This window comes from Pseudoalteromonas sp. Hal040 (genome assembly GCF_037162425.1).
Lineage (GTDB): Bacteria > Pseudomonadota > Gammaproteobacteria > Enterobacterales > Alteromonadaceae > Pseudoalteromonas > Pseudoalteromonas gelatinilytica.
Genome location: NZ_JARLUU010000001.1, coordinates 3,382,965 through 3,403,653 on the forward strand (window position 1 = coordinate 3,382,965; position 20,689 = coordinate 3,403,653).

The following is a 20,689-nucleotide window of genomic DNA, read 5'->3' on the forward strand; positions in this document are numbered from 1 at the left end:
TTATTTATTCTCACGCCACTGCGCTTGCCCTGAGCCAAGTTCATGTAATACACGGCCAATTCTATTCCTTTCAGAGCGCGCATTAGTTAACCAAACCTTAATCTCGCCAGTTTCTCCCATACCAATAATCAAGTAGGGGGTTATATTTTTTTCTATCTCTTCTGTGCTTACCCATGAATATGCAGGTAAGTTTTTAGCTAATTTATATCCCGCTTTATCTATGGCCACTTCACCGTAGTAAATTCTATTTTCTGATTTATCGAGCCACTCAACCGCCACTTTTTCGGGGAATTTTTGCCCATAAACACCGGCCATTGCACCTGCCGTAGCTCGGCAACACGACATTGCACCTGCAGGGACACTCCACCGCCCATCAAATTCTATTAATGTCGCAAAAATATCATTACCTTCATCAGTTGAGCCAGATACGACCATGTAATCTATTTTTCCCGTTGACGAGCAACCTGCTAAAAACAAAGCACATGCAATTGAGATGAGTGGTTTTATAAACTTGTCCATAGTCGGTATCCATTTATTAGTTGTGATTGCCATTGTGTACTTGTTTCAGCTTGGCTTGGCTGGTTATAAAAAAGCTCGCGCTGTTGGTTTTGAGTGGTAAATTCTGCTTCTTCTTCGGGGCCGTGAGCTATCGCATCAATCGTTGCTGCGTATTTAACACTATGGTGAATGTAGTCTTTGTATAAAGCATGCCAGGCTTCACTTTGCGGGCCAAAACTGCGCGCTGTATCTACAAGTGATTTAAGCTCGCTTGGTAAAACATAAGGAAAAGCCTGACCATCGGCTTGTTTACGGATAGAAAGCTCTGCTAGGTTTTGCAGCGGCACCCCTTGATTTACAGCCGTTTCGTGCATAAGCGCTAAACTATAATGCGGCAGAATATTACTTAACTTCCGGCGCCAATACGGCCTATAGCTGGTGTAAATTGTATTTTCTGATTTATTCCAAATTCGCTTTGGTTGCCGGTTTATTCTTGGCCGGCTTGCTTTAAATTGAATATTAATTGTTGGCCAATAATATTTTTGTTCGAGTGACTGTTTAAGCTGTACGAGCTCTTTGTCGTGCTCTGGCTCACCGGCTTGGCCCGCAATATACTGCCGAGGGTAAAGAATGCTCGTTTCAACCGGGCCATAACCGCCACCTATATCTGAGTGCACGCCAGGCAGCTCAATTTCTTTATGGTTTTCTGATAGCTGCTTATTACTACTGAGTAATGAGCTAAGAGGGAATTTATCGCGCTTTTCATCAAACGCAGCTAAGTGCATCACATACCCGGCACTGCTGCTCGCTAAATTTAAATTAACGGGGTAGTCAAGTTCGTCATCGGCGTAAAACTCACTGTGGTTGTTATCGCCATCGCCGCCAATAGATGCAACACTATCAAATAAGCCCACAAAACGAATAACAGGCTTAATGCCGCCCCAATAATTTGGCTTATTTTGATAAATTGCATTGACCTGATTAACAAACGCTCGGGCTTGGGCTGCACCTCGGCTAAAGCCAAATACGTCCAGAAAACCTATTTTAATATTCGGATATTCTTTGAAAAATCCAACTGTTGTTGTTAGTGCTTTTTTAATGCGCTCATCAAAGCTAAACGCCAAGCCCATATCTAGTGTTGAATCGCTTTTATTCGCTTTAGTGCCTATCCCTTCGGCATAATACCGAGATTTATAGGTTTGAAATGGATATAACTCAAACAACTTAACAACATTCGTGGGCTCCTTGCTGTCTGTTGAGTCTTGTATGTCGTTAAAACGGTTATTACCTGTGCCATCAAAAAACACCCCAAAGCAAGGCGGTTCGGCAAGTAAGGTGAGTTCTACATGCCCTTTAGGTAAAATTTTATGCTGAAGTAGTTGCGGGCCGCCCTTACTACCAATATTGAATGACTTTACCGTGTTTGAATTGAAATAGTCTGCAAATTGCTGCTCATTAACAAGAGTAAACTCGGCCTTACCAGCAACAATTGCTTTGAGTGTATAAGGTGTATCTTGCGACAGGTTATTAAAACGGTAGTGCTGCGCTGCTTGTTTTTCAACTACGACCTTGTTGCCTTGTGAAAATAGCTGTATTTCTACATCAACATCGCCCAGTACTTTTACAATAATATGCTTTGTTGTTGCACCCGCACCGGTATTAATAACAAGTGTATTAACAAGATTTACTGCCATTGGCATTGCTTGGCTCATTACTTATGCTCCGTATACGTCAACAAGACGGCTTTTAGTAATAGGCCCTGCTATGCCATCAACTTGCAACTGCTGCGCAAGCTGGAAAGCTTTAACACCTGTTTGTGTTTTTGATCCATTAATTCCATCAACCTTCCCACAATCAAATCCAAGTAAATTGCAACGCCCTTGCACTCCTGACAAGGTTTCAATAGGGTCTAAGTGCCCAACTTGAATAGCAAAACTCTTTGTTGGTGTGGTGTCTTCGTCATTGAGATATAAATCTACCTGCCCCGTAAGCGTTTTATTTTCGGTGAGCTCTACTTCAATTAAACCATCTTCTGCTATGACGGTATCAATTGTTTGCCCTGCGATATTCAATACAATGCGCTTTCCCGTAATTTGCTCGCCATTTTCGTAAGCTAGTTTTAAACGAAAGAATTCTTTTTCATCACGCACCATAAAAGAGTTTTTACTATCTGTTTTCAGTGGCATGAATTTTTCAACTTTTGCTGGAATAGCAATTACGTCGCCGGGGTAAATTTGGTTAGGATCAGGCCTTAAAGAACGAAACTCAGCATTAAGCGGATGCAAGTAAAGACCATTAGAGGTTCTAAACCCATATTGACGCGCAATGCGTAGCAAGGTTTCGCCTTGCGACACAGTATGTTGTAAGGTCATAAATTATATCCTTATAAATTTATTCATTACGGGAAGGGCTGGCCACCTGCCAGTCTTTGTCATCTAACTCATGAAAGCTTATTTTAGCGTTTTCAAAGTCAGGGCCTGATACGTGGGCATAACCCTTACTATCTAATACTCCACTGACTACATGCCCATTACGCAAGCGAATTTTATAGCCCATGTTTGCTTGTGGGTTACCTGCTTGATCAAGCAACTCAATTTCATATGCTTGTGTTGGTTGAAGCACTGTAAAAGAGGTGGTTTCCACAAGACCTGACGCAGTCACAGTAACAGCATAAACACCTGGCTTCACAACAAAATAATGCTGCCAAAACGATATTTCATCTGGGCGCTTTTTTTCTAATTGCAATGTAATTTGACCATTTGTAGGCCCTTGCCAAACTATATCTATACTGCGGCAATTACTGCAGGAGCCTTCTATATTTAATTTCCAACCATTGGGAACTATCAATCCAGTACCTACCGGTGCGGGCTTAGCACGACTAAACCCCAAATTGTAATCATAAATAAGGTTCGCATTTTTATAGCCTGTATATTGTTGAGCTAACATTTCTACCGTTTCAGATGCTTGGAGCACATGGGTTGTGAAATTTTGCCTAACTTGGTGAGATGCTTTTAACTCTACCTTACTATTTGCAACAGGCTTATAAAGAGCTAACGTAGGTTGAAATTGCTGAGTTGCTGTTGGGCGGATAACACGACGAGTATAAATCATGTGTTGATTTAACCTGTTGGGCTGCCCTTCGCCGCTATTACTTTGCAACAGCGCACTTTGTTGATCTGATAAACTAGCTGATGTGACATTTCCACCGACTCCTGAACTATGGACCTCTGAAGTCGCTGAGCTTTTTGGGTATAGCGCAATTCGGCTATAGACATGGCGAAACTGACTGTAAGGAACTCGCTTCCAACCATTTTGGTTAATCCAAAACTGGCAGCGTTTGTCATCTCGAAATTGTGAGACCTGATGAGCGTCTAATACCCCAAGCAGGTTATCATGAATTTTCTTTTGCACACTTTTCGGTAACGAGTATAACAAACTGCGGCTCAGGTCCCGAAAGCTTGGGCTGTTTTTTACCGTTGTTTCTTCACTCTGTTCTAAAAAATGGGCATGAGTATCATTCACCGGATCCTTGGTGAGCATATGCGTCCTCGTTATTTATTCATTTTGTGGCGTAACTGACTATTTAGAATTCAGTTACTAATTTAAACAAAAAACGATACACAAAATGGGAACAGAAATCCACCATGCTTTAGGCTGTTTTTTCTACACTACCTTTAATATCACGACCATACAAAGTGGCACCGCGAGCAATATAGCGTAATTGCCAGATCAAGCGTTCAACCAGTTCTTCACGTTGTGTCCCTTCAATATCGAGGGCTTCGGCACCGGCGTTAAATACTAAAGTCACCATGGCTTCGGCTTGAATGTATGCATGAGTTGGGTCGCATGGTGTTTCGCTTTCAAGGTAATGCGCAAGCTCTAAAATGAAATGTTTAATTTCACGAGCAACCGCAGCACGAAATGCTTTTGAAGTTCCTGAACGCTCACGCAGTAACAATCTAAATTGGTTGCTCGAGTTATCGATGAACTCCATAAAGGTCACGATTGATGTCGTGATCACACTACCACCGCTCTCAATACGGCGGCGCGCTTGGCGCATAAGTTGGCGCAGTGTTAAACCGGCTTCATCAACCATGGTCAAACCGAGCTCATTCATGTCTTTAAAGTGGCGGTAAAAAGAGGTGGGGGCAATCCCTGCTTCACGGGCAACTTCACGCAAGCTTAAATTAGAAAAACTATGATCGGCACTCAATTGATTGAATGCGGCCTCGATTAGTGCTTGTCGTGTTTTTTGTTTCTGTTGCGCTCTAACACCCGACATGGAAACTCCCAGCGTGAACTTTTAATGATTTTTCGGTTAATGAGCTAGTCTAATACTTGACGCGGAGAGAATGAAACACTATTTTAGCGTACAACTGTACGCCGAGATTTATTCAGATGAAAAAACCACCGATTATTTGGACCAATGTGCTATTTTTTAGCCTTACATTTTTGGCCGCGATCACCCTTGTTCCTTGGTATGGCTTTAGCTACGGATACACCAGTACACAGTGGATAGCCTTTGTTGGCTGTATGTTCTACGCCGGACTTTCTATTACTGCAGGTTATCATCGTTTATGGGCACACAAAGCCTATGATGTGCATCCTGTTATTGAAGTGATTTTTGCCTTAGGTGGTGCTTTTGCATTACAAAATAGTGCTTTGCACTGGAGTAGCGATCACCGTATTCACCATGGTCAAGTTGATGATCCCATCAAAGACCCTTACGCCGCCACTAATGGTTTTTGGTATAGCCACATCGGTTGGATGCTACGCGATTATCAAGGTGAACAATACGGTAACTACAGTAACTGTCGTGACTTACAAAAAAACAAAGTCGTTATGTGGCAACACCGTCACTATATGAAGTTAGTCGTCGCGACTAATTTTGGTATTCCTTTACTACTTGGTTTAATGCTTGGCGATGTATGGGGCATGTTATTATTGGTTGGTTTACTGCGCTTAGTATTGAGCCAACACTTTACCTTTTTTATCAACTCGCTGGCGCATATCTGGGGCTCACGTCCATACACAGAAAAAAACACCGCCCGTGATAATGGCTTTTTAGCGCTATTCACATACGGTGAAGGCTATCATAACTTCCACCACATTTTTGCTAGCGACTATCGCAATGGCATTAAGTGGTATCACTATGATCCAACTAAGTGGATGATCCGCTCTTTAGCGGCAATCGGTCTTGCTTCAAAATTAAAGCGCACACCGATTGAGCGAATCGAAAAAGCCAAAGCAGAAACCTTGATGAGTAAGACCCAAGGTCGCCTTGCAAAATTGCCTTTAGCGCAAGATAAGCTTACATTATTACAATCTGAGTACGATTTACTGCTGAAAAAACTGCAACACTTCTGTGCCTTGCAAAAACGCGTGTTAGAAATCAAACGCAATAAAATGATGAAACAGTGTGAAAAATCAGCATTAATGACACAATATCACGAGCTTGAAGCCGCTTGGGAAAACCAAAAGCAGGCTTGGCTTGCACTAAATGCGAGGTTGTTAAAAGCCTCTTTTAGTTAACATAGGAGCGGCTGTGGCCAAACAACAAGTAAAGCAAAAAGATACTCCATCTTATCAATATGATGCAATCATCATAGGTACAGGTCCTGGCGGTGAAGGTACCGCCATGAACCTATCTAAAAGCAACAAAAAAGTCGCTGTTATTGAGCGCCAAGAAGCGGTAGGTGGCGGCTGTGTGCACTGGGGTACTATCCCGTCGAAAGCATTACGTCATTCTGTAAGTCGTTATATTGAATATAAAGCAAACCCGCTATTTAATATTAGTGAGCGCCCTAACCGCTTAACTTTCCCAGATATTTTGCGCCACGCAAGTAACGTCATCTCAAAGCAATCTAATTTACGTAGCAGCTTTTATGAGCGTAACCGCATTCATATGTATCAAGGTGATGCTGAGTTTATTGATAAACACACCATTAAAGTGACGCACTTAGACGGTTCGTTTGAAACGCTTACTGCACAAACAATCGTTATTGCTACAGGTTCACGCCCTTACCGTCCACCGGGTGTAGACTTTAAACACCCACGTATATACGACAGCGATACCATTTTAGGCCTTGAAGATGACCCTCATCGTGTGCTGATTTATGGTGCAGGTGTAATTGGTTGTGAGTATGCCTCTATTTTTAAAGGCTTAGGTGCCAAGGTTGACCTAGTGAATACCCGCGACCGCCTACTTGCCTTTATGGATGCAGAAATTTCAGACGCTCTAAGCTATCACTTTTGGAATAGCGGTATTGTTATTCGTCATAATGAAGAGTTTGATCGCGTAGAAACTCGCGATGATTGTGTGGTAATGCACTTAAAATCTGGCAAGCGTGTTAAAGCTGACTGTATTTTATTTGCCAATGGTCGTACGGGTAACACAGACACATTAAACCTTGAAGCCGTGGGCTTAAAAGCGGATGGTCGTGGCCAGCTTAAAGTGAATGAAACATACCAAACAGAAGTCGACAACATTTATGCTGTGGGCGATGTAATAGGTTACCCAAGCCTTGCCAGTGCGGCGTTTGACCAAGGCCGTATTGCAGCCGATGCGATTGCATGTGGTAATTGCGATGAGAAGCTGATCATTGATATTCCAGCAGGTATTTATACAATTCCTGAAATGAGCTCAGTGGGTAAAACAGAGCAAGAGTTAACAGCTGCAAAAGTCCCTTACGAGGTAGGCCGTGCTCAATTTAAACATTTAGCGCGTGCACAAATTGCTGGCACCGAGGTGGGTAGCTTAAAGATTTTATTCCACGTTGATACCAAAGAAGTACTGGGTGTGCACTGCTTCGGTGAGCGTGCCTCTGAAATCGTTCACATCGGTCAAGCTATTATGGAACAAAAGAACGGCGGTAATAACATTGATTATTTTGTAAATACCACGTTCAACTACCCGACTATGGCTGAAGCCTATCGCGTAGCTGCATTAAATGGTTTAAATCGTTTGTTTAAGTAAATAAAAAAGCCCGCTTAATGCGGGCTTTTTTATGACTAGCTTTTGCTTACTTGTGGTATTTACCACTGAATTCATGAACGGCGTTGATAAATACACCTGCATTTTCTGGGTCTACATCTGGTGTAATACCGTGACCTAGGTTGAACACATGGCCAGAACCTGTACCAAAGTCTTCTAGGATAGTGGCAACTTCTTGGCGAATGCGCTCAGGCGTACCATGCAGCATTGCTGGGTCCATGTTACCTTGCAGCGCGACTTTATCGCCAACACGACGTTTTGCATCACCGATGTTAATAGTCCAGTCTAGACCTACTGCATCACAGCCTGTTGCTGCAATTGCTTCAATCCACTGACCACCATTTTTAGTAAATAACGTCACAGGCACTTTACGGCCATCATGTTCGCGAATTAAGCCATCAACAATCTTGTGCATGTATTGTAATGAAAACTCATTGTAATCACGTGGGCTTAATACACCACCCCATGAGTCAAATACCATTAACGATTGCGCCCCCGCTTTAACTTGCGCGTTTAAATAGTCGATTACTGAGTCCGCTAGTTTATCAAGTAATAGGTGCAGTGTTTGTGGTTCTGCAAAGGCCATTTTCTTGATTTTACCGAATGTTTTGCTGCTACCACCTTCAACCATGTAAGTAGCAAGTGTCCAAGGTGAACCAGAGAAACCAATTAGCGGTACTTCACCTTTTAATTCGCGGCGAATCGTACTTACCGCATTCATTACATAACCAAGCTCATCAGTTGGATCGATTTTTGGAATTTTTTTAACATCTGCTAATGAAGAAATCGGACGTTCAAATTTCGGACCTTCACCTGTTTCAAAGTAAAGACCTAAGCCCATAGCATCAGGAATAGTTAAAATATCACTGAATAGAATTGCAGCATCAAGCGGATAACGACGTAATGGCTGTAACGTTACTTCACAAGCAAGTTCAGCGTTTTTACATAAACTCATAAAGTCGCCTGCTTGGGCACGTGTAGCACGGTATTCAGGTAAATAACGGCCAGCTTGGCGCATCATCCATACCGGTGTGACATCAACAGGTTGCTTTTGTAGTGCACGTAAATAACGATCGTTTTTTAATTCGCTCATGCGTATAGAATCCTAGAACTGAATGAAATTGAGCAGATTGTATCACCATATTGCGCGTCTCACTATGGATAGATAATCAAGGCTAGATATAGATCATGTTTTTTAAGCCAACCCTAGCCTATAGTGTGTTTTTTGAGCGAAAACAAAATAAATTTAAAACTTTTCATTAATAAATTTGCAACATACAAAAAAGCTTGGTATAACTTATCCCGCGTTAACAAAAACAATAATAAAAATCTTATAACAATAAGAACAACAATCTTCCCATAATAATAAGAACGCTTGTTTTAACAAGTCTTAGAAAAAGAATTAAACCACCAATTTTGGTGGTTTTTTCTTTTCTAAATCAGCAAATTACAACTCCTCCGCTTAGATAAAAATTGCAAAATTAATACTAGTAGTTTTGAATCAATTCCCATACACTGCAATGAGAGCAAAAAAAGTCCACTCTTAAAAAAAGGTTATTTTTTGGCCCATTCAACGCTGAAAAATATGCCTTTAGAATGACTTTTACAATCTGTTGCAATTAGACACTAAGAATTTAGTTGATCTTTGTGTCATATTTCCTTTTTATATATACAAAGGAAAACCTACTCAGCGAGGAGATGAAATATGCTGACGCGTTTGGAAAAAGCTCAACAAAAATGGGGTGGTAGTCACTCTGTAATCGACAAATGGCTCACAGAACGTCAAGAGCTGCTTGTGTTGTTCTGCCGTATTGCAGGATTTTCACCGTACGAAAAGAAAGATCACGCCCTTCCTGATCAACTGCAAATTCAAAACTTTTGCCAAATTCTGATGGATTACCTTTCTGCTGGCCATTTCGAAATTTACGACGACATTGCCAAAGCGTGTGAAGAAAAAGGTCCTGAAAGCCAAAAGCTGGCTAATGCCTTATACCCGCGCATTTCTGAAACCACAGATGTAGCACTCGACTTTAACGACAAATACGCAGAAGTAGAGCAAGACGACCTGCTTGATGAGTTTGATAAAGATTTATCAACATTAGGTGAAGCGCTTGAATTACGCTTTGAATTAGAAGATGAGTTAATCGATAACTTATATTCTAATCACACCAGCTAACAGCTTAGTTACACAGCAGAGAAACACTCTCTGCTGAAAAACACCTTTTTTGCCTGCCTAAAAAGAATCATCTATTCCATTCGTAACAAATATTTGAAATACTTTCTTCAATGCGATACTCATACTATAAAAACATGAGGCTCGCTATGAATAAACGGTTATTTTTAAAGTCACTTTCAATCCTTGCTGCTGGCGCAAGTATAACATCAGCTCCTTTAATGGCTGCTCAGAATAGCAGTACCCAAACATTAATTAAGCCAAAAGCGCTGGAAAAAGGCGGCACAATTGGTGTGTGTAGCCCGTCAGCTGCCACTGCCGAACAGGCTGATATCATACTAGCAAAAAGCATTATAGAGGCACTGGGTTACAAGGCTAAGCTTGCACCAAACATTTTAGCAAGACGCGGACATTTAGCAGGCACTGATGTAATGCGAGCCGGCGATTTAAACAGTTTATTCAGTGACAAAGAGGTTGATGCCATTTTGTGTTTACGTGGCGGTTCAGGGGCTGCCCGTATTTTACCTTTGCTCGACTACGCAATGATCCGTAACAACCCAAAACCTCTGATGGGCTATTCGGACATTACCGCTCTACACAATGCACTACTCTCTCAAGCTGGGCTAATCAGCTTTCATGGCCCAAATGCATCGAGTGACTGGAACCCGTTTCATGTCGCGCAATTTAAGAACATGTTCGAAGCGCGTAAGTTGATGCATTTCCAAAACTTACCAAAAGCCGATGATGAGCTTGTTAACACTCAGTACCTGACCCAAACGATTACACCAGGTAAAGCCTCTGGACGATTAATCGGTGGCAACTTAACAGTACTGACAGCCCTTGCAGGCTCGAATTATTTACCTGACTTTAATGGCGCAATTTTATTTTTAGAAGATATCGACGAAGCACCGTATCGAATTGACAGGATGATGAGCACACTAAAACTTATGGGTGCACTGGATAAGATTGCGGGCTTTGTGTTTGGCGATTGTAATGACTGTAAGCCTGGCCGTGGTTATGGCTCGTTAACCCTTGACGATATTTTTGCAGATTATATAAAACCGTTGGGAATTCCTGCTTATCGTGGTGCTATGATTGGCCATATTAAGCGCCAATTTATCTTGCCTGTTGGCACTGTGGTTGAGCTTGATGCAAATAGTGGCACATTAAAAATGAAAGAAGCTGCATTTAGTTAATAAAATTCACGCATAAAAAAGGGCTAAAAAGCCCTTTTTTATTGAGTTTAATATTACTCAGCTGGTACAGCTTTGTCATCGCTTTGGATTTCAAGTAATTCTACTTCGAAAACAAGCGTTGAGTTTGCAGGGATCTTACCAAGATCACGCTCGCCGTATGCAAGTTCAGATGGAATAGTGAACTTGTACTTAGAGCCAACTGGCATTAATTGTAAACCTTCAGTCCAACCTGGGATCACACGATTAAGTGGGAAAGTAGTTGGTTCGTTACGTGAGTAAGAGCTATCGAACTCAGTACCGTCTAATAAAGTGCCTTTGTAGTGTACTTTAACAACGTCAGTTGCTACTGGCTTTTCGCCTTCACCTTCAGTGATCACTTCGTACTGTAGGCCAGATTCAGTTACTGTCACGCCTTCTTTCTTCGCGTTTTCAGCTAGGAATTTTTCGCCTTCAGCTTTGCTCTTCTCAGCTTCTACTTTCGCTTTTTCTTGTTGTTTAGTGCGAATGCTTTGGTCAAGCGCAGTTAACACTTCACGAATTTTTTCGTCATCAAGTTTAGCGTTACCTGCTAGCGCGTCTTCAAAACCACGCTTAAGAAGCGCTTCGTCTAGTTCAACACCTAACGCTTTTTTATCAGCAAGGTCTTGGTTTAAGAAGTTACCAACAGATGCACCAATACCGTATGCCTGTTGTTGAGCTTCAGTCTCTAGTTTAACTTCAACTTGCTGTTCTTTTTTTGCTTCCTGATTACAAGCTGTAAGCGCTAAAACTGACGCTGCAATCAATGACAATTTAATCGTCTTTCTCATTTTATATCTCCGACACACTTTGCAGTTGTCAATTATTGTATTATTACTAGTTAAAGATTAACGACCTACATGGTAGGCTGCTTGTCTAATAACTAACGTCATGCCTATGCATGATCAGCGATTAGACTAACAACCTAGGCCTTCAACGAGACCTAGTCTAACCTCTCAATCACTAAGAGTTAAGGGGAAATACTCGTAATATGTCGATATTTCGTACTTTTTTGTATCTGCTCAGCCTTTGCTTAGTTGTAGCATGCTCTGAGCAACATGAGCAATCAACTGCACGCTATGAGCATGCGGCTAAAGGTGCCTTCGCCAGTGCGCTGTCGCACGATGGTAAATACAGCTTAATCTCATCAATACACCATGGGGTCGCACTGTGGGATAATCAACAACAGGTGCTAAAATACCAATGGTTCCAACAACAAAATCAAGATAGCCTAGTTCATACTGTTGCTATCTCGTACGACAATAGCCATGCAGTTACCGCTGAAAAGTCCACCTTTGCAGTGTGGGACATTGCCACGGGCAACAACACGGGTTATTACAAAATACACGCCTCAACCATCAGAGATATCGCCATAAGTAACCAAGGGCGCAGTGTATTATATGGCCGCGCCGACGGTGTAGTCGTTTACCTCGACTTAGAGAGTGGCAGGCGCATAGAGTTCCTTGGCCACCAAGAAAAAGTCAATGTTGTTGATCTATCACCTAACGGTCACTACGCCATTAGCGGCTCAAATGATTATGTTGCTTACTTTTGGGATACTCGCACAGGGCAAGTGATCCACCGCTTTAATCACCCTAGCCGCGTTACTCAAGTCGCCCTTGATCCACAAGGTCGATACGCATTTACCGCAGACAGTATGAAGCAAGCAAATGTATGGCAACTAACTACAGGTGATCTTGTTAGCAAACTGGCGTATATTGCGCGTCAGAAAATTTTTACCGCCGTCCGTTTTAATGATGAAGGCACCTTACTTGCAACAGGTTCACCTAATCGATTAGTCGATTTATGGCAGCTAGAGTCAGGTAAAAAATTACAAACGTGGCAAGTGATCCCTCGAGAAGGAAGCCGCCCGAAATCAGCCGTGGTGTTAGATGTTGCGTTTACTGATAACAACCAAGCATTATTAACCGAAAGCTCCAGCGGATTCGCTGAAAGTTTTAATCTAAGAGAATCAAATGAATACAATTGAAGATCGTCTAATGGAACTTGAAGCGAAAGTCGCTTTTCAAGATGAAACAATTGAAATATTAAACGATGAGCTTAAAGCGCACCAACAGCAGCTGGCTAAAATGAAACGCCAGACAGAGTTACTTGCAGAAAAGATTAAAGAAGCGCAGCAGCCATCTTTAATGTCACAAATGCAAGAGCCGCCACCGCCGCACTATTAATTAGGTAGTGATAGAGCCGGGAATTAATCGCCCGGCTTAAATACACCAATCACTTGCTCAAATTGGCGTGTTGAGGCTTGCACTGCCTGCTCTGGTTGCGTCATTTTGTGGCCACACTGTACGCACTCCACTTTTTCAACATCATGTTCTTTATAAAGCATCATGGTATCCATAGCCTTACACTCAGGGCATGATGCGCCAGCAATAAAGCGTTTCTTTTGTCTCATAGATGATCTCCCGTGGCATGTAGGCGGCTATTTTAGCCTAATAATTCTCTGTTTGATACGATTGCGAAGGCTAATGTGATCCATGTTATGATAGCGGCAATTTAATCAGTGCTGTGCAAGTAAACATTCATGATCCAAATTTCAGACATCGAACTTCTACGTGGTGGTAACGCCTTACTAAAAGGGGCTTCTGCAACCTTATTCCCAGAGCATAAAGTTGGCCTTGTTGGCGCTAATGGCTGTGGTAAATCAACGCTGTTCGCGCTACTAAAGTCTGAATTGCAACTTGATGCCGGCGAATACCAAATTCCTAAAGACTGGTCAATTGCCTCTGTAAAGCAAGAAACTCCCGCGCTCGAAATCAGTGCCCTTGATTATGTATTACAAGGTCATCCTGAATATTACGCGCTAAGAATTGCACTTCGCGAAGCTGAGCAAAATAACGACGGCGATGCGCAGGCAAAAGCACATATTGGCCTAGAACATATTCAAGGCTATAGCATTGAAGCAAAAGCAGGTGAGCTATTACACGGTTTAGGTTTTAGTAATGAGCAAATAGACAACCCAGTGAGTGCCTTTTCTGGTGGTTGGCGTATGCGCTTAAACTTAGCACAAGCACTTATTCGTGATGCCGATTTATTACTGCTGGATGAGCCAACCAACCACTTAGATCTCGATGCGGTTTACTGGTTAGAACGCTTTTTACGTGCCTACACAGGTACTCTAGTGCTTATTTCCCATGACCGAGAGTTCTTAGATGCCGTAGTTGACCAAATTTGGCACATAGACGCACAAAAAATAAATGTTTATAAAGGCAATTACTCACAATTCGAACGCCAAAAAGCAGAGCGCTTATTACAACAACAAGCGATGTTCGAAAAGCAACAAGAACAAATTGCCCACCTAGAAAAATTTATTACGCGATTCAAAGCAAAAGCCAGTAAGGCTAAGCAAGCACAAAGCCGCGTAAAAGCCCTAGAGCGTATGGAAAAGTTAGCCCCAGCCCATGTTGACTCACCTTTTGATTTTGAGTTTGCCGAGCCAACAGCGCTGCCAAACCCGTTAATGACTCTCGACCAAGCCAAAGCAGGCTATGGCGACACCACCATTTTACACAGCATTAAGCTAAACCTTGTGCCGGGTAGCCGTATTGCGCTGCTTGGCCGAAATGGTGCGGGTAAATCAACACTGATTAAATTATTAGCTGGCGATTTACAACCTCAAGCAGGTGAAGTATTTCAGCATCAGGGCTTAAATATTGGTTACTTTGCGCAGCATCAGCTTGAGTCACTTGATTTAAAAGCTAGTGCAGTGACCCATTTACAACGTTTAAATCCGCAAGCTCCTGAGCAATCATTGCGTGACTTTTTAGGCGGCTTTGCATTCTTTGGCGATAAAGCACTTGAACCAGTTGCGCCATTTTCTGGCGGTGAAAAAGCCCGTTTAGTACTAGCAATGCTGGTATATCAAAAGCCAAACCTATTGTTACTGGATGAGCCAACCAACCACCTAGATTTAGAAATGCGTCATGCCTTAGTGATGGCGCTACAAGGCTTCGAAGGCGCTATGGTGACCGTGTCGCACGACCGTCATATGCTTAAAAACACCGCTGATGAGTATTACCTCGTTGATAACGGCGAAGTAACACAATTTGGTTATGACCTTGATGCCTATTACCAATGGCTACTGAATGCCAATAAAGAAGCCGCTAAAAGCCCTGAAGACAATGCACCTAAAGCACATTCAAGCGTTAACCGCAAAGAGCAAAAGCGCTTAGAAGCTGAGTTCAGAAAGTCAGTGCAACCATTGAAAAAGCAAATCGAAAAGCTTGAAAAGCAACTTGATAAGTACTCTACAGAGCTTGGAGAAATCGAAAACGCACTTGCCGACAATGACTTATACAGTGATGAAAATAAAGCAAAACTGACAGAGCTACTCACTAAGCAAGCAAGCTTAACCCCAAAGCTTAATGACGTTGAAGAAGAGCTGCTTATGGCACTTGAAGAGCTTGAAGAAAAAGAACAGGCCTTCGCCGATGAAACCGCTTAACAGCGAACAGTTTTGGCAGTTTGCATGTCAGCTTTACAGCATAGACGACATGCAAACCAAACTACTAGGCTATCAAGACCAGCAAGGCAAAAATGTGAACCTTTGCCTGCTGCTTTATTATCTTGATTCTTTAGAGCTGGCTGTAACCCCCTCTCAACTGAGTGAGCTTGAGTCGTGCATTGCCGAATTTGATCAACAGGCTTTACAGCCCCTACGAGCCACACGCGCCTACCTTAAAACCATTCAAACCGAGATTTCAGACTACCCCACCATTCGCAAAGAGCTACTTAGCGCAGAATTAAAACTTGAAAAGCAACAGCAACAATTACTGATAAACACAGCGAATACCATGATATTCAATCAGTACACAAATGCTGAAAACATAAGGCTTTATGTTGGAAGTGAGTTAGCGAGTTAGCGAGTTAGCGAGTTAGCGAGAGTAAAGTTTAAAGAGTCCAGCTCAAGCCTAATTGTAAGAATGGTTCTAATTCGGCACTAAAGTGCCTCCTACGATATTTTATTTCTGAGTGAGACTCCGCACTAAACGACCCTCTCGATTTAATCTGACGTCTGAAAGCTGACATCTCTCCTTACGTTGGGTTTCGCCGCGCTCAAACCAACCTACCCGAAGAATGAACAAGCCGAATGCTGAGTGAGACACCGAACTTAACAACCCCATCGTTCTAATCTGACGTCTGACAGCTGATAGCTTTCTACAGGCATTAAAAAAGGCCGCCTAGGCGACCTTTTTATAAGCTGTGAAGCTCTATCTGTTGATATTACTCAACGATAGTTGCAACAACACCAGCACCAACTGTACGGCCACCTTCACGGATAGCGAAGCGTAAACCTTCGTCCATCGCGATTGGGCAGATTAACTCTACAGTCATCTTGATGTTGTCACCAGGCATTACCATTTCTACGCCTTCTGGTAACTGTACGTCACCTGTTACGTCAGTTGTACGGAAGTAGAACTGTGGACGGTAACCTTTGAAGAAAGGAGTGTGACGACCACCTTCATCTTTAGAAAGTACGTATACTTCTGAAGTGAATTTAGTGTGTGGCTTGATTGAACCAGGCTTACAAAGTACTTGACCACGTTCAACGTCTTCACGCTTAGTACCACGTAGTAGTGCACCGATGTTCTCACCCGCACGACCTTCGTCTAGAAGCTTACGGAACATCTCAACACCTGTACAAGTTGTCTTCGTAGTTTCTTTGATACCTACGATTTCAACTTCGTCATTCACGTTGATGATACCAGCTTCAACACGACCAGTTACAACTGTACCACGACCTTGGATTGAGAATACGTCTTCGATAGGCATGATGAATGGCTTATCGATGTCACGCTCTGGCTCTGGGATGTATGAATCTAGCGCTTCAGCTAGTTCAATGATTTTCGCTTCCCATTGCTCTTCGCCTTCTAGTGCTTTAAGAGCAGAACCTTGGATTAGAGGTAAGTCGTCACCTGGGAAATCGTACTCAGAAAGAAGTTCACGAACTTCCATTTCTACTAGCTCAAGTAGCTCTTCGTCATCAACCATGTCACATTTGTTCATGAATACGATGATGTAAGGTACGCCAACCTGACGAGAAAGTAGGATGTGCTCACGAGTTTGTGGCATAGGACCGTCAGTCGCAGCAACTACTAGGATTGCGCCGTCCATTTGAGCAGCACCAGTGATCATGTTTTTAACATAATCGGCGTGTCCTGGACAGTCTACGTGTGCGTAGTGACGAGTTGGAGTATCGTACTCAACGTGTGAAGTTGAGATTGTGATACCACGCTCACGCTCTTCTGGAGCGTTATCGATTGATGCGAAGTCTTTAGCTTGACCACCGTATGCTTTCGCAAGTACGTTTGTGATTGCTGCTGTTAGAGTTGTTTTACCGTGGTCAACGTGGCCGATTGTACCAACGTTTACGTGCGGTTTTACGCGTTCAAACTTTTCTTTTGCCATGACGGAACCTATCAGTTTTGTGTATCTAGATTACATATGAAAATAATCCACCGAGGGTAGATTAATTTAATTTTTTCAAATTTCAAATAGTTTTTTCTGACAGATAAAGGAAGAAATTAAGATGAGTTCTCAAGACTGGTGCTGATAGGCAGATTTGAACTGCCGACCTCACCCTTACCAAGGGTGCGCTCTACCAACTGAGCTATATCAGCAACACCAGAAATCTGGAGCGGGCAGCGGGAATCGAACCCGCATCATCAGCTTGGAAGGCTGAGGTAATAGCCATTATACGATGCCCGCATAGGAACCTGTTCTTAAACTACCTCTAACCGTCAAGAATAAAGTGGTGGAGGGAGCTGGATTCGAACCAGCGAAGGCTGAGCCGTCAGATTTACAGTCTGATCCCTTTGGCCGCTCGGGAACCCCTCCACGAAAATTCTTTACTAAGTCACTTCCGGTAAAAGGAAAGTGGTGCCGACTATCCGAGTTGAACGGATGACCTACTGATTACAAGTCAGTTGCTCTACCAACTGAGCTAAGTCGGCACTGCTTTAGTACGGGGCGAGATTCTAAGGTAAGGTTTATTGTGATGCAACCATAAAATTAAAAAAAATGTGAATTTATGTGTTAAACGCTCACTATTCAGGCAAATTCGCGTTTTTTTACTGCTTTATAGTTAATTCGTGCCAATAATTCAGTCCTTTAAACACGAGCAAGCTGTCAAACTGGGCGTCCAAAAATGCTTCAGCAAGTAATTTGCCGTAACCACCAGCAAATAATAAATGACAATCTTGTTGATTAAGATGCTGTTTTGCCTGCTCGATTGCGCCAATAGTGGAAACCATCGCACCATTCTTGAGGCCATTTGGCGTATTACGGCCTAAATCAGTCGCAAATGGGGTTTGTCCATCATCAAACACGCGTTGGGTATTCTGGGTAAGTGAAGATGTCATCAAATCAAGGCCTGGTAAAATCCAACCACCTAGATGTGCACCTTCACTATTGAGTACATCAATTGTTGTTGCAGTGCCGGCATCGATAATAATGCAATTTTGCTCAGGGAATTCGACATACGCGGCAATGACAGCCAGCCAACGATCAATTCCTAAATTTTGATACTGCTGATAGGCACAGCTTAACGTGCTTAGCTTTGCACTCACCTGTGCTTCGAAGTAAGGAACGGCGTGTTGCTGCGCCTGTGCTAATAATGGTGTAAGCAGCTCGGTGCTGCCTACACAGGCATAAACTAGCTCTTTTATTTGTAGCCAAGGCAAGCTGCTGAGTTCACATGTTTGATAACCCTTGCCATCAAATAAAACCGCTTTAATGGCGGTATTACCCACATCAACTAACAATTTCATAGCTCTGCCTTACGTAATGAGATTTCACCGCCATAGTAACTTTTTACTTCGCCATCTTGACGAATACGCACGCCACCTTGGTTATCAATGCCTTCACAAATACCGCGCCAGCTACGGTGTCCAGTATTAAGTTCAACACACTCACCAGCAAATGCGTTTAACTGATTCCACTGTAGATACATATCGTTTAAGCCCGATTGTTGATACTGCGCTAAGCGTTTTTCCAAATAAAAGCACAAATAGGCCACCAGCTTATTTTTGTCTAACCCTTGCACGTGCTGACTTAAGTCGGTCCAAGCTTGGTCTATGTGCTGGCTGGCACTTTCTGGCATATGTAAATTAATACCTATGCCAATAACAAGCTGACAAGGTCCCTGCGGCTGACCATCAAGCTCAACTAATACACCGGCTAATTTTTCGCGGTTTAAATAGATATCGTTGGGCCACTTAAGCTCTATATCCAACTGATATAACGCTTTCAGCGTGTCGTAAACGGCAAGCCCAACAGCAATTGAGACCCCCATGGCAGCTTGTAGACCATCATCCAAGCGCCAAAAATAACTGAAGTATAAGTTTGCACCAAAGGGTGATTGCCACACTCGACCGCGACGCCCCCTTCCTGCCTGCTGCATTTCTGCAACTAACACGCTACCAGAATAAAGAGGAGCATCTGTTTGTAAGCGACGCATTAACTCACTATTGGTTGAATCAATAATAGGCTGCACTTCAACACTCGCGGTGCAACCACCTAACTCACTATAATGTTGACCAATTTTATCTTTGTTCAGTAAGCCCGCACTATTATTAAGACAATACCCTTTACCCGTGACTTTGAAAATATCGAGCCCCATTTCCTGCAATGAATGAATATGCTTACCCACTGCTGCACGGCTAATACCTAATTGCTCACCCAATTGCTGACCAGAAATAAAACCACCGGTATTGAGTGCTTGTAAAATAGCGAGTTTATTTCCGTCTGGCGCTTTCATGATGAAGCTCCCAATTCAATGTGACACTCATGATCGGCATTGATCAGTCGCACTTCGTGCTGTAAAGCAATCTGGTATTTTTGCCAAACTTGCTGTTGAACATGGTTTACCATGGCAATTAAATCATCACCTGTACTGTTACCATGGTTTACAAGCACTAACGCTTGCTGCTGATGAACCTCAATACCGGCGACCTTAAAGCCTTTTAACCCAGCTTGCTCAATCAACCACCCCGCCGCAACTTTATGATGTTCAGCATCCACATAGTAGTGAGGTAGCTCAGGGTACTGCTTTAAAAGTAACGCTAGTTGCTCATTACTAATCACTGGATTTTTGAAAAAACTGCCCGCATTCGCAAGTTCACTGGGGTTTGGTAGTTTACTGTTTCTGGTTGTAATGATTTGCTCAAACACTTGCTGTGGAGAGGGATCTGAAAGCTGTTGCAATGGTCCATAACTCAGTACTGGCTGCCATTTTTTAGGTAACAGCAGCCCAACTTGGGTGATCACCGCTTTATTTTTCAATTCATGTTTAAAGATAGAGTCTCGATAGTCAAATTGGCATTCGTCTTTAGTTAGGCGCTTTGTCGTTTTAGCTGCAATATCAAAGTAGTCGACATAGCTCACAAACTTTTCAAGTTCCACACCATATGCACCAATATTTTGCACTGGCGCAGCACCAACGGTGCCGGGAATTAAAGCAAGGTTTTCAAGCCCAGGCATGTCATTGGCAATAGTCATGGCGACTAATTGATGCCAGTTCTCTCCGGCAGCGATGTGCAATAAAAAGCCATCACTTTGCTGCTCTATGTCAATGCCCTTCGTGTTCATGTGTATGACAGACCCTTGATAGTCAGATAAGAACACCGTATTGCTGCCTTCGCCTAAAATACAAAAGGGAGACGAAAAGTCTGTGCTTAAAAGCTGATTCACTTCATCAATTTGATAAAAATGCTGGCATTGGCTTGGCAAAGAAAAGGTATGAAAAGATTGCAGGGACTGAGCCACAAAACGCCTCAAAGGTTACCGGTA

At 42.8% G+C, this 20,689-nt stretch carries 20 protein-coding genes and 4 tRNA genes; 8 read left to right on the forward strand and 16 right to left on the reverse strand.

Translation table 11 applies throughout. The features are described 5' to 3' along the window. The 5 genes from P4S60_RS15775 to fabR form a co-directional block, all read right to left on the reverse strand. Complete coding sequence (locus tag P4S60_RS15775; RefSeq protein ID WP_337116562.1) at nucleotides 1-519, reverse strand: DUF2931 domain-containing protein; 519 nt, start codon at nucleotides 517-519, stop codon at nucleotides 1-3. Further along, nucleotides 504-2,210, reverse strand: a complete 1,707-nt coding sequence (locus P4S60_RS15780; RefSeq protein ID WP_337116564.1) for a T6SS phospholipase effector Tle1-like catalytic domain-containing protein — start codon at nucleotides 2,208-2,210, stop codon at nucleotides 504-506. The genes P4S60_RS15775 and P4S60_RS15780 overlap by 16 nt, the downstream gene beginning before the upstream one ends. A 3-nt stretch (nucleotides 2,211-2,213) precedes the next feature. Then, a complete protein-coding gene (locus tag P4S60_RS15785) occupies nucleotides 2,214-2,870 on the reverse strand; it encodes a PGRP and LysM peptidoglycan-binding domain-containing protein (RefSeq protein ID WP_337116565.1) in 657 nt (218 codons plus the stop codon). A gap of 19 nt (nucleotides 2,871-2,889) precedes the next feature. After that, the gene (locus tag P4S60_RS15790) at nucleotides 2,890-4,038 is read right to left on the reverse strand and encodes a hypothetical protein (RefSeq protein WP_337116566.1); all 1,149 of its coding nucleotides are present in this window, start codon (nucleotides 4,036-4,038) and stop codon (nucleotides 2,890-2,892) included. 109 nt (nucleotides 4,039-4,147) lie between these two features. Beyond that, nucleotides 4,148-4,780 carry an HTH-type transcriptional repressor FabR gene (gene fabR, locus P4S60_RS15795; RefSeq protein ID WP_337116567.1) on the reverse strand — a complete coding sequence of 211 codons (633 nt, stop codon included), beginning with the start codon at nucleotides 4,778-4,780 and terminating at the stop codon, nucleotides 4,148-4,150. Nucleotides 4,781-4,896: 116 nt separating this feature from the next. Here fabR and P4S60_RS15800 point away from each other — a divergent pair, with 116 nt between their 5' ends. Both P4S60_RS15800 and sthA read left to right on the forward strand, forming a co-directional pair. Further along, a complete protein-coding gene (locus P4S60_RS15800) occupies nucleotides 4,897-6,030 on the forward strand; it encodes an acyl-CoA desaturase (protein WP_119852674.1) in 1,134 nt (377 codons plus the stop codon). Nucleotides 6,031-6,043: 13 nt separating this feature from the next. Continuing rightward, nucleotides 6,044-7,474: a Si-specific NAD(P)(+) transhydrogenase gene (gene sthA / locus P4S60_RS15805; RefSeq protein ID WP_054562900.1), complete on the forward strand. Its 1,431-nt coding sequence runs from the start codon at nucleotides 6,044-6,046 to the stop codon at nucleotides 7,472-7,474. Nucleotides 7,475-7,520: 46 nt separating this feature from the next. Here the strand turns inward: sthA and hemE are convergent, their stop codons facing one another. Further along, a complete protein-coding gene (gene hemE, locus P4S60_RS15810) occupies nucleotides 7,521-8,585 on the reverse strand; it encodes a uroporphyrinogen decarboxylase (protein WP_063702520.1) in 1,065 nt (354 codons plus the stop codon). A 612-nt stretch (nucleotides 8,586-9,197) separates the two neighbouring features. Here hemE and rsd point away from each other — a divergent pair. Next, the gene (gene rsd / locus P4S60_RS15815; RefSeq protein WP_105181939.1) at nucleotides 9,198-9,668 is read left to right on the forward strand and encodes a sigma D regulator; all 471 of its coding nucleotides are present in this window, start codon (nucleotides 9,198-9,200) and stop codon (nucleotides 9,666-9,668) included. 146 nt (nucleotides 9,669-9,814) lie between these two features. After that, a complete protein-coding gene (locus P4S60_RS15820; protein WP_337116569.1) occupies nucleotides 9,815-10,861 on the forward strand; it encodes a S66 peptidase family protein in 1,047 nt (348 codons plus the stop codon). 53 nt (nucleotides 10,862-10,914) lie between these two features. Here the strand turns inward: P4S60_RS15820 and fkpA are convergent, their stop codons facing one another. After that, on the reverse strand, nucleotides 10,915-11,670 hold the full coding sequence (gene fkpA / locus P4S60_RS15825; protein ID WP_063702527.1) for an FKBP-type peptidyl-prolyl cis-trans isomerase: 756 nt from the start codon (nucleotides 11,668-11,670) through the stop codon (nucleotides 10,915-10,917). A gap of 200 nt (nucleotides 11,671-11,870) precedes the next feature. On the opposite strand from fkpA, the gene P4S60_RS15830 reads away from it, so the two are divergent. Continuing rightward, entirely contained in the window at nucleotides 11,871-12,869 is a 999-nt protein-coding gene (locus tag P4S60_RS15830; protein WP_337116571.1) for a WD40 repeat domain-containing protein, read from the forward strand. Continuing rightward, a complete protein-coding gene (locus P4S60_RS15835) occupies nucleotides 12,856-13,068 on the forward strand; it encodes a SlyX family protein (RefSeq protein WP_054554490.1) in 213 nt (70 codons plus the stop codon). The genes P4S60_RS15830 and P4S60_RS15835 overlap by 14 nt, the downstream gene beginning before the upstream one ends. Before the next feature lie 23 nt (nucleotides 13,069-13,091). Here P4S60_RS15835 and P4S60_RS15840 read toward each other — a convergent pair whose 3' ends face one another. Further along, nucleotides 13,092-13,295, reverse strand: a complete 204-nt coding sequence (locus P4S60_RS15840; RefSeq protein ID WP_054562906.1) for a YheV family putative zinc ribbon protein — start codon at nucleotides 13,293-13,295, stop codon at nucleotides 13,092-13,094. 129 nt (nucleotides 13,296-13,424) lie between these two features. Here P4S60_RS15840 and P4S60_RS15845 point away from each other — a divergent pair, with 129 nt between their 5' ends. After that, on the forward strand, nucleotides 13,425-15,344 hold the full coding sequence (locus P4S60_RS15845) for an ATP-binding cassette domain-containing protein (RefSeq protein WP_337116573.1): 1,920 nt from the start codon (nucleotides 13,425-13,427) through the stop codon (nucleotides 15,342-15,344). After that, the gene (locus tag P4S60_RS15850; protein ID WP_337116574.1) at nucleotides 15,331-15,762 is read left to right on the forward strand and encodes a TIGR02444 family protein; all 432 of its coding nucleotides are present in this window, start codon (nucleotides 15,331-15,333) and stop codon (nucleotides 15,760-15,762) included. The genes P4S60_RS15845 and P4S60_RS15850 overlap by 14 nt, the downstream gene beginning before the upstream one ends. 361 nt (nucleotides 15,763-16,123) lie before the next feature. On the opposite strand, the gene tuf is transcribed toward P4S60_RS15850, so the two are convergent. The 8 genes from tuf to murB all read right to left on the reverse strand — a co-directional run bounded on the left by tuf (nucleotide 16,124) and on the right by murB (nucleotide 20,665). After that, on the reverse strand, nucleotides 16,124-17,308 hold the full coding sequence (gene tuf / locus P4S60_RS15855; protein WP_063702537.1) for an elongation factor Tu: 1,185 nt from the start codon (nucleotides 17,306-17,308) through the stop codon (nucleotides 16,124-16,126). A gap of 136 nt (nucleotides 17,309-17,444) precedes the next feature. Then, nucleotides 17,445-17,520, reverse strand: a tRNA-Thr gene (locus tag P4S60_RS15860). A 13-nt stretch (nucleotides 17,521-17,533) separates the two neighbouring features. Next, nucleotides 17,534-17,608 (reverse strand) — tRNA-Gly (locus tag P4S60_RS15865). Between the two features lie 44 nt (nucleotides 17,609-17,652). After that, a tRNA-Tyr gene (locus P4S60_RS15870) sits at nucleotides 17,653-17,737 on the reverse strand. A 40-nt stretch (nucleotides 17,738-17,777) separates the two neighbouring features. Further along, nucleotides 17,778-17,853 (reverse strand) — tRNA-Thr (locus P4S60_RS15875). Nucleotides 17,854-17,970: 117 nt separating this feature from the next. Then, nucleotides 17,971-18,669 carry a type III pantothenate kinase gene (locus tag P4S60_RS15880; protein WP_337116575.1) on the reverse strand — a complete coding sequence of 233 codons (699 nt, stop codon included), beginning with the start codon at nucleotides 18,667-18,669 and terminating at the stop codon, nucleotides 17,971-17,973. Next, the gene (birA, locus tag P4S60_RS15885; protein WP_337116576.1) at nucleotides 18,666-19,658 is read right to left on the reverse strand and encodes a bifunctional biotin--[acetyl-CoA-carboxylase] ligase/biotin operon repressor BirA; all 993 of its coding nucleotides are present in this window, start codon (nucleotides 19,656-19,658) and stop codon (nucleotides 18,666-18,668) included. The genes P4S60_RS15880 and birA overlap by 4 nt, the downstream gene beginning before the upstream one ends. Continuing rightward, entirely contained in the window at nucleotides 19,655-20,665 is a 1,011-nt protein-coding gene (gene murB / locus P4S60_RS15890) for a UDP-N-acetylmuramate dehydrogenase (RefSeq protein WP_337116578.1), read from the reverse strand. Before murB ends, birA begins: the two co-directional genes overlap by 4 nt. Nucleotides 20,666-20,689: the final 24 nt, after the last annotated feature.